The sequence below is a fragment of the Bulleidia sp. HCP3S3_C9 genome (assembly GCF_052064035.1).
Classification (GTDB): Bacteria; Bacillota_I; Bacilli_A; order Erysipelotrichales; family Erysipelotrichaceae; genus Bulleidia.
In genome coordinates this window covers 1-6,237 of record NZ_JBQHWJ010000080.1, presented here as the reverse complement: position 1 = coordinate 6,237, position 6,237 = coordinate 1, and the positions used below count along the sequence as shown (strand labels likewise).

Annotated in this window: 6 protein-coding genes; all 6 read right to left on the bottom strand. The window is 35.7% G+C overall.

The features are described from left to right. Window positions 1–298: 298 nt before the first annotated feature. From ACTND6_RS10355 to ACTND6_RS10330, 6 genes are read right to left on the bottom strand one after another with little or no spacing between them, the layout of a single operon-like run. A complete protein-coding gene (locus tag ACTND6_RS10355) occupies window positions 299–1,174 on the bottom strand; it encodes a YitT family protein (RefSeq protein ID WP_441024118.1) in 876 nt (291 codons plus the stop codon). Continuing rightward, the gene (locus ACTND6_RS10350; protein WP_441024116.1) at window positions 1,168–1,911 is read right to left on the bottom strand and encodes a copper homeostasis protein CutC; all 744 of its coding nucleotides are present in this window, start codon (window positions 1,909–1,911) and stop codon (window positions 1,168–1,170) included. Before ACTND6_RS10350 ends, ACTND6_RS10355 begins: the two co-directional genes overlap by 7 nt. Window positions 1,912–1,949: 38 nt before the next feature. Further along, entirely contained in the window at window positions 1,950–3,065 is a 1,116-nt protein-coding gene (locus ACTND6_RS10345) for a M20/M25/M40 family metallo-hydrolase (protein ID WP_441024114.1), read from the bottom strand. Beyond that, window positions 3,065–4,027, bottom strand: a complete 963-nt coding sequence (locus ACTND6_RS10340; protein ID WP_441024111.1) for a N(4)-(beta-N-acetylglucosaminyl)-L-asparaginase — start codon at window positions 4,025–4,027, stop codon at window positions 3,065–3,067. The genes ACTND6_RS10345 and ACTND6_RS10340 overlap by 1 nt, the downstream gene beginning before the upstream one ends. A gap of 13 nt (window positions 4,028–4,040) precedes the next feature. Then, the gene (locus ACTND6_RS10335) at window positions 4,041–5,105 is read right to left on the bottom strand and encodes a M42 family metallopeptidase (RefSeq protein WP_178175472.1); all 1,065 of its coding nucleotides are present in this window, start codon (window positions 5,103–5,105) and stop codon (window positions 4,041–4,043) included. Beyond that, window positions 5,098–6,120 carry a hypothetical protein gene (locus tag ACTND6_RS10330; protein ID WP_441024110.1) on the bottom strand — a complete coding sequence of 341 codons (1,023 nt, stop codon included), beginning with the start codon at window positions 6,118–6,120 and terminating at the stop codon, window positions 5,098–5,100. Before ACTND6_RS10330 ends, ACTND6_RS10335 begins: the two co-directional genes overlap by 8 nt. Window positions 6,121–6,237 lie beyond the last annotated feature (117 nt).

The following is a 6,237-nucleotide window of genomic DNA, read 5'->3' as shown; positions in this document are numbered from 1 at the left end:
TTTACCTCGCAGTTAAAGTGTATATCCAGCAATATGATTTTATTGTACTAAAAAGCGGACACTAAAGAGATTTCTGAACTTTTTTGAATCAGGTGGTCAGTTATGTATTTTTATGTTTGCTCAAAAAAGAGAAGAACGCTTGCAGACAGTTCTTCTCTTTTATATAACTGTACTTCCTGTATTGCTTGCATCAATACATTCAGCCAGTTCACTATATCCCTATACAACAGTTTTACGAAAGAAAGGGGATCTGAATTTGCAACAGGGATTGGGAAAGTTAAATTTATTTCTACTATAATTATTCAATTGGTTTTAAATAGAATCCACCATAGAAGTTCTCAGTTTTCATAACATTCACAATTACATGTGGATCAACACTACGCATCAAAGCAACAATATCACTCACTTCATAGCTGCTGACAACTGTATGAAGCAAAGAAATCTTCTTACTAGAATAACCACCAATACCATCTACACGGCTCAACCCATGACGATAGTTTTTCACAAGAGCACTAATAACTTCATCTGGTTTTGCAGTAGTAATCTGCAGCGTAACACGCGCATAGCGATTATAGAAAGTATCAATTGTTTTTGTTGAGATGAACTGGAAGAGAATAGAATATCCAGCATCTTCCCAGCCAAACATCATTCCAAATATCATCAATAATATTGCATTGAATATAAATACATAGCTGAAGATTGATTTATTTTTTTTATTACTGATGTACAATGCAACAAAGTCAGTTCCACCTGTTGATGCATTTGCCTTTAATGCAATGACTGTCATCAATCCATATAAAAGTCCACCAAAAATAATATTTAATAATCGATCATCAAATACTGCTTCAAAGTGTAATACTTTCAAGAAAAATGATGCTAAAGCAACTTGTAGCAATGAGAAAAAAGTAAATCTTTTACTAATGCTTTTACTGCAGAATAAAGCAACTGGAATATTCAAAGCCAACATACCTAATGATGTTGAAAATGTAAATCCAAAGAAAGTACTAGTAATTTTCTCAATCAAGATTGCTACACCAGTAAAACCTGAACTCAGTAGATTTAAAGGTCTCATGAAAATCTGAATGATTGCAGCCTGCATAAATCCTGCCAATATCACCGCAAATAACGTCACCAGATTTCTAAATTCCTTATACTGATTCAGTTCTTTTAACATACGCTATTCACAATCTTTCTAACAAGTTCTTCACTAACAACATCATAGTCATTTTCATGTGGTGCAGCAGCATAACAATAATTCACATCCTCACCACTCGTTGTTGGATCATTTCTCCAGCTCTTGCATGAACTATGTACTTGAGAAATGCCTGTTTTTTCCATCATTTCAAGTGCATTGGAAGCATTCATGCCACTACCCGCAAGAATCTGGATTTTGTCACCATACTTTTCTTGCAAATGTGCAATCATGTCAATACCATCCATTGCTTTTGCTTTTAAACCACTTGTCAATACACGATCCACATGTAAGGAAATCAATGTTTCCATCGCTTCATCTGCATTCTTTACACAGTCAAATGCACGGTGGAATACAACTTCACCATTGTATTCTTGAATAATATCAATAATCTGCTTTGTCTGTTCGACATCAATTTCACCATCTTTTGTTAAACATCCAAAAGCAATACCATCTGCGCCATTTTCCATCATCAAACGAGTATCACATAACATTGTTTCAAACTCTTCATCTGTATAGCAGAAGCCAGCACCACGTGGTCGAACCATTGTAATGACTTTTAAATTTGTATTCTTCTTTGTCAAAATCAAAGAAGCAAGAGATGGTGTTAAACCACCCAGATATAAAGCACTGTTTAATTCGATTCTAGATGCACCGCCTCTTTCACTTGCCAAAGCGTCATCATAAGAACCGCAACAAACTTCAATCATTCTTTCCATACTACCTCTTTTATCAAAACTTCATTCCATGCAGGGGATTATAATCCCTGCATCAATTCATATAATGCATACGCATAAATCTGTGTATTCTTTTCAATATCACAGATACGCATCCATTCATTTGGAAGATGTCCAATGCCCTTCTGTCCCTTAAAGCTAGGACCAAATGGGACGATATTCTTTACAACCTTGGCATATGTACCACCTGTTGTCGTTACAGCACTTCCATCTTCATCCATAATCGTTTCATATGCTTTTTCTAATGATTTCACTAAATATGTATCTTTAGGGAAATATACTGGATCAATATTGCTGAGAAGCTTAACTTTTAAGTGTTCACTCTCTAATTTTTTCAAAGCAGTTTCCATTTCTTCTAAGCTATATCCAGCAGGATAACTAGAAACGATGCTTACACCAACTTGATCCTCATCATGCATCAATTCCACTTTACGAACCTGATTCTTGCCAAATTCTTCATTGCTGTAATCAACACCAAGACTGATTGATAAATCTCTCTGATTTAAAATAAACTGATTCATGAATGTAAATAATTCATCAATATGTTCTTTTTCTGTTGTATAAGCAAATTCAGCTCTACCACGTTCTGCATACACAACAGGATACTTACAGTCTGGTGTCCATCCCATCAAAGGATATTTATGATCCTTGAAGTACCATTTCATATCTTCCATACCAGTTTCTTCATTTGTACCAAAGATAATCTTTACTTTGATTGGGAATTCATAATTTAGATCTTTTAAAGTCTTCAAAGCATACAGGCAGCTGAAGATTGGGCCTTTATTATCAAGAACACCCCTTGCATATAAATACCCATCAATTTCTGTTGTATGAAATGGATCTGTTTTCCATGTTCCATTAATATCAACAACATCTAAATGCCCCACGCATGCAATATAGTCTTCTGTATCTGGTCCATAAGAAACAATACCAACCTGATTTCCAACATTTTCAACTTCAAATCCAAGAGCAGAAGCAAGTTCTAAAGCTTTATTCAAACAATCAACAACTCTTGTACCAAATGGACAGTCTTCTGTTGCGGTGTCTCTTCTAGAATCATAATTACAGATTGTTTTAATATCCGTAATCAATGATGGAAGATTCTGCGCAACCTGTGCAATAATCTTATCTTTCATTATTCTTCAACCGGTGCCATTCTTACACGCATATATTCATCAAGCCATTCTTTGCTTGCTACTTCAAATGTGCAATGTCCATCTTCTTGACGTGTAACAAGATAAACTGTAGGTTCTACATCACTTGTCGCAACGGAGAAAGAGAATCCATCAATATTTGTAGCACATCCAAATTCACCCTTGTTGTTCATCGCAACAACAGATAAATCACCTGCAACTGTTCTTCTCTTCTTCAGACTTGCATCTAAGTCATTCACTGCCTTTTCACAGGCTTCTTGTGGAGTTAAACCTTCCTTCATTAAACGAACGATTTCATAAGAAATGCATCCCTTCATCAAGTCTTCACCTAAACCAGTAGCAGTTGCACCACCAACTTCACTATCTGCATAGAAACCAGAACCAACAAATGGAGAGTCACCAATACGACCTGGCTTCTTCATAAACAAGCCACTTGTAGAAGTACCCGCAACAACTGTACCATTCTCATCAAGACAAACCATACCTACAGTATCATGCCCATCATATGGCTTTAATTCCTGTGCCTGCTGTTCCAATTCCTTCTTCTTTTTACGATAGAAAGCTTTGGCACGATCTGTTAACATTTCTTTTTCTTCAAAGTGATGTTCACGTGCATACTTCTCAGCACCATAGCTGACAAGAATATTATTTACTTTTTCTTCACTTAATTTTTTAGCGATACTGATTGGATTTGCAAAATCTTTGATTGCACAGATAGCACCTACATCAAATGTATCACCATCCATATATCCAGCATCCAATTCAACAACCTGATCTTCATTTGGAAGACCACCATATCCTACAGATTTATAGTATGGGAAATCTTCAACAGCTTTAATTGCTGTTTCGATTGCATCAGATGCTTTTCCATTCTGATTTAACTGTTCAAATCCTTGTTCAATACCTTCCTTAGCCATACGCCAAGTCGCAATAATTCCATGCATAATTTATATCTCCTTATTTCATCGATACTTGATCGAATATTTCACTGTTGATTTCTTCAACCAGCTTCGTTAATAATATAATACAATTCTCAACATCTTTCATACTGATCATGCTTGAATTTGTATGCATATAACGAATCGGAATCGATAATGTCATGTTAATAACACCTGCATTTGTTTTATGAATATTTCCCGAATCTGTACCACCCTTATTAAATACAGCGTACTGATGCTGAATGTCATATTTCTTACAGATATCTTCTACATATGCAACAAGTTTTCTAGGTGCAATCGAGTTAGAATCAATCATACTCAATACCACTCCATCCCCTAAACGACAGATATTTGAATCCAGTGGTGTATCTCCAGCTAATGTTGTATCAATCGCAAAACAGATATCTGGTCTAACACAATCCGTTGCTGTACGTGCACCCCTCAATCCTGGTTCTTCCTGTACTGTATTGGCAAGATACAAAGGTGTATGTTTTTTATTTTCTAATGCCTTTGCAACTTCAATCATGATATATGTACCAACTCTATCATCAAATGCTTTATTGACGACACGATCTGTATGATTCATGATCTGGAAGTGAGGCATTGGAACAACCATATTTCCTTCTTCAATCCCTAAATCAACAAGCTGCTGTTTATTTTCTACGCCCATATCTAGATACAACTCAGAAATATCCATTGTCTTGCTTCTAAGATCTTGTGGTAAGCCATGTGTAGCTCTACTGCCCATCAATCCATAGAACTGTTCTCCATTGCGATTAACAACTTTAAACCATTGTCCAGGAAGCATATGGCTCCACCATGATCCAATTGGCTGAAGTCTGATAAATCCTTGATCATCAATGGATTTGATCATAAATCCAACTTCATCCATATGTGCCGCAATCATCACTTTAGGACCATTTTCATCTGCACACTTTTCACCAACAACACTGCCAATTCCATCTTGATAATATTTAAGATTTAATTTCTGATACTCAGATTTCACAATGTTACTGACTTCATCTTCATATCCACTGATACCAGCCACACTGCTGATTTTATCTAATAATTCTAGATTAGACATGATGTTCTCCAAATCCAAAGTCAGTAATCATTTCATTATTTAAATGAAGAATATAGTCTGTTAATGTATGTACAAGTGCATCAATATCATTGATTGCAACCATTTCATTTGCACTGCCAGTATTTCCACATGCAATGCCTACAGCTACTGTTGGGCAGCCTTTCACTGTTTTATGGATAAAGGAACTATCATTTCCAATCATTCCAAAGTATCCATTCGCACTTGTGAATTCCTTGAAATCATTGATTAATCTTTGGCTAGGAATCATACCTTTATCATACATTCCAACAACAACGCCACCATTCAATTTTGCATTTGGCTTTCCATTATCAAACACGCACAATGCCAATGCTGCATCTGGCTGAATTGTATATGTTGCTGTCTTTGTTCCACGGAAACCAATTGTTGATTGACTCATTGCACCAATTGCTAAATTGAAATCTAATTCATGTTCTTTTAAGTTTTCAACAACTTCCATACATACTTCATTTAGTACTCTAGGATTCAAAGCCTTTGCATACACTATATTATTCTCAACAAAGAAATTAGAAGCATAGCTTACTAAATCACCAGGTAATACCTTAAGATCAGCCTTATCTGTATATCCACAGTCAATCACAAGATCATGAATACTCTTCGCTTCACTTCCACCTTCTAGAACATTTTTTCGGTTGGTAATCACACCTGTGATCATAGAATGATCGCGGCATAAAATTGTTACTCTCTGGTGTAGTAAAGAAGATACCGCAATATCTTCCAATGTAATAAACGTGAGTGTACCATTATCATTGACTTTAGATACCATCATTCCACATTCATCCATTGGACAGGCAATCATAAATGTTTTTGCATTTTCACGCTTGCTCTTTTTGTAAGCAAAAATACTGCCTAAATTATCTCTAACAATTTGATCAGCATTTTCTTCAAATGCTGGCTTCATGATTTCAGCAATATCCTGTTCATTAGAACTTACACCACAACAGCTGCATAACGTTTTTAATCTATCTAAATTCATTTTATCTGGTATATATAAATTAGCTCATCCAGCTGAGTCAAATCTATATACATCTCCTTTCTCTTCCGGCTTAGTATCGGCCCGGAAACCGAGTAGAATTGAGATTGTGAATGCGTA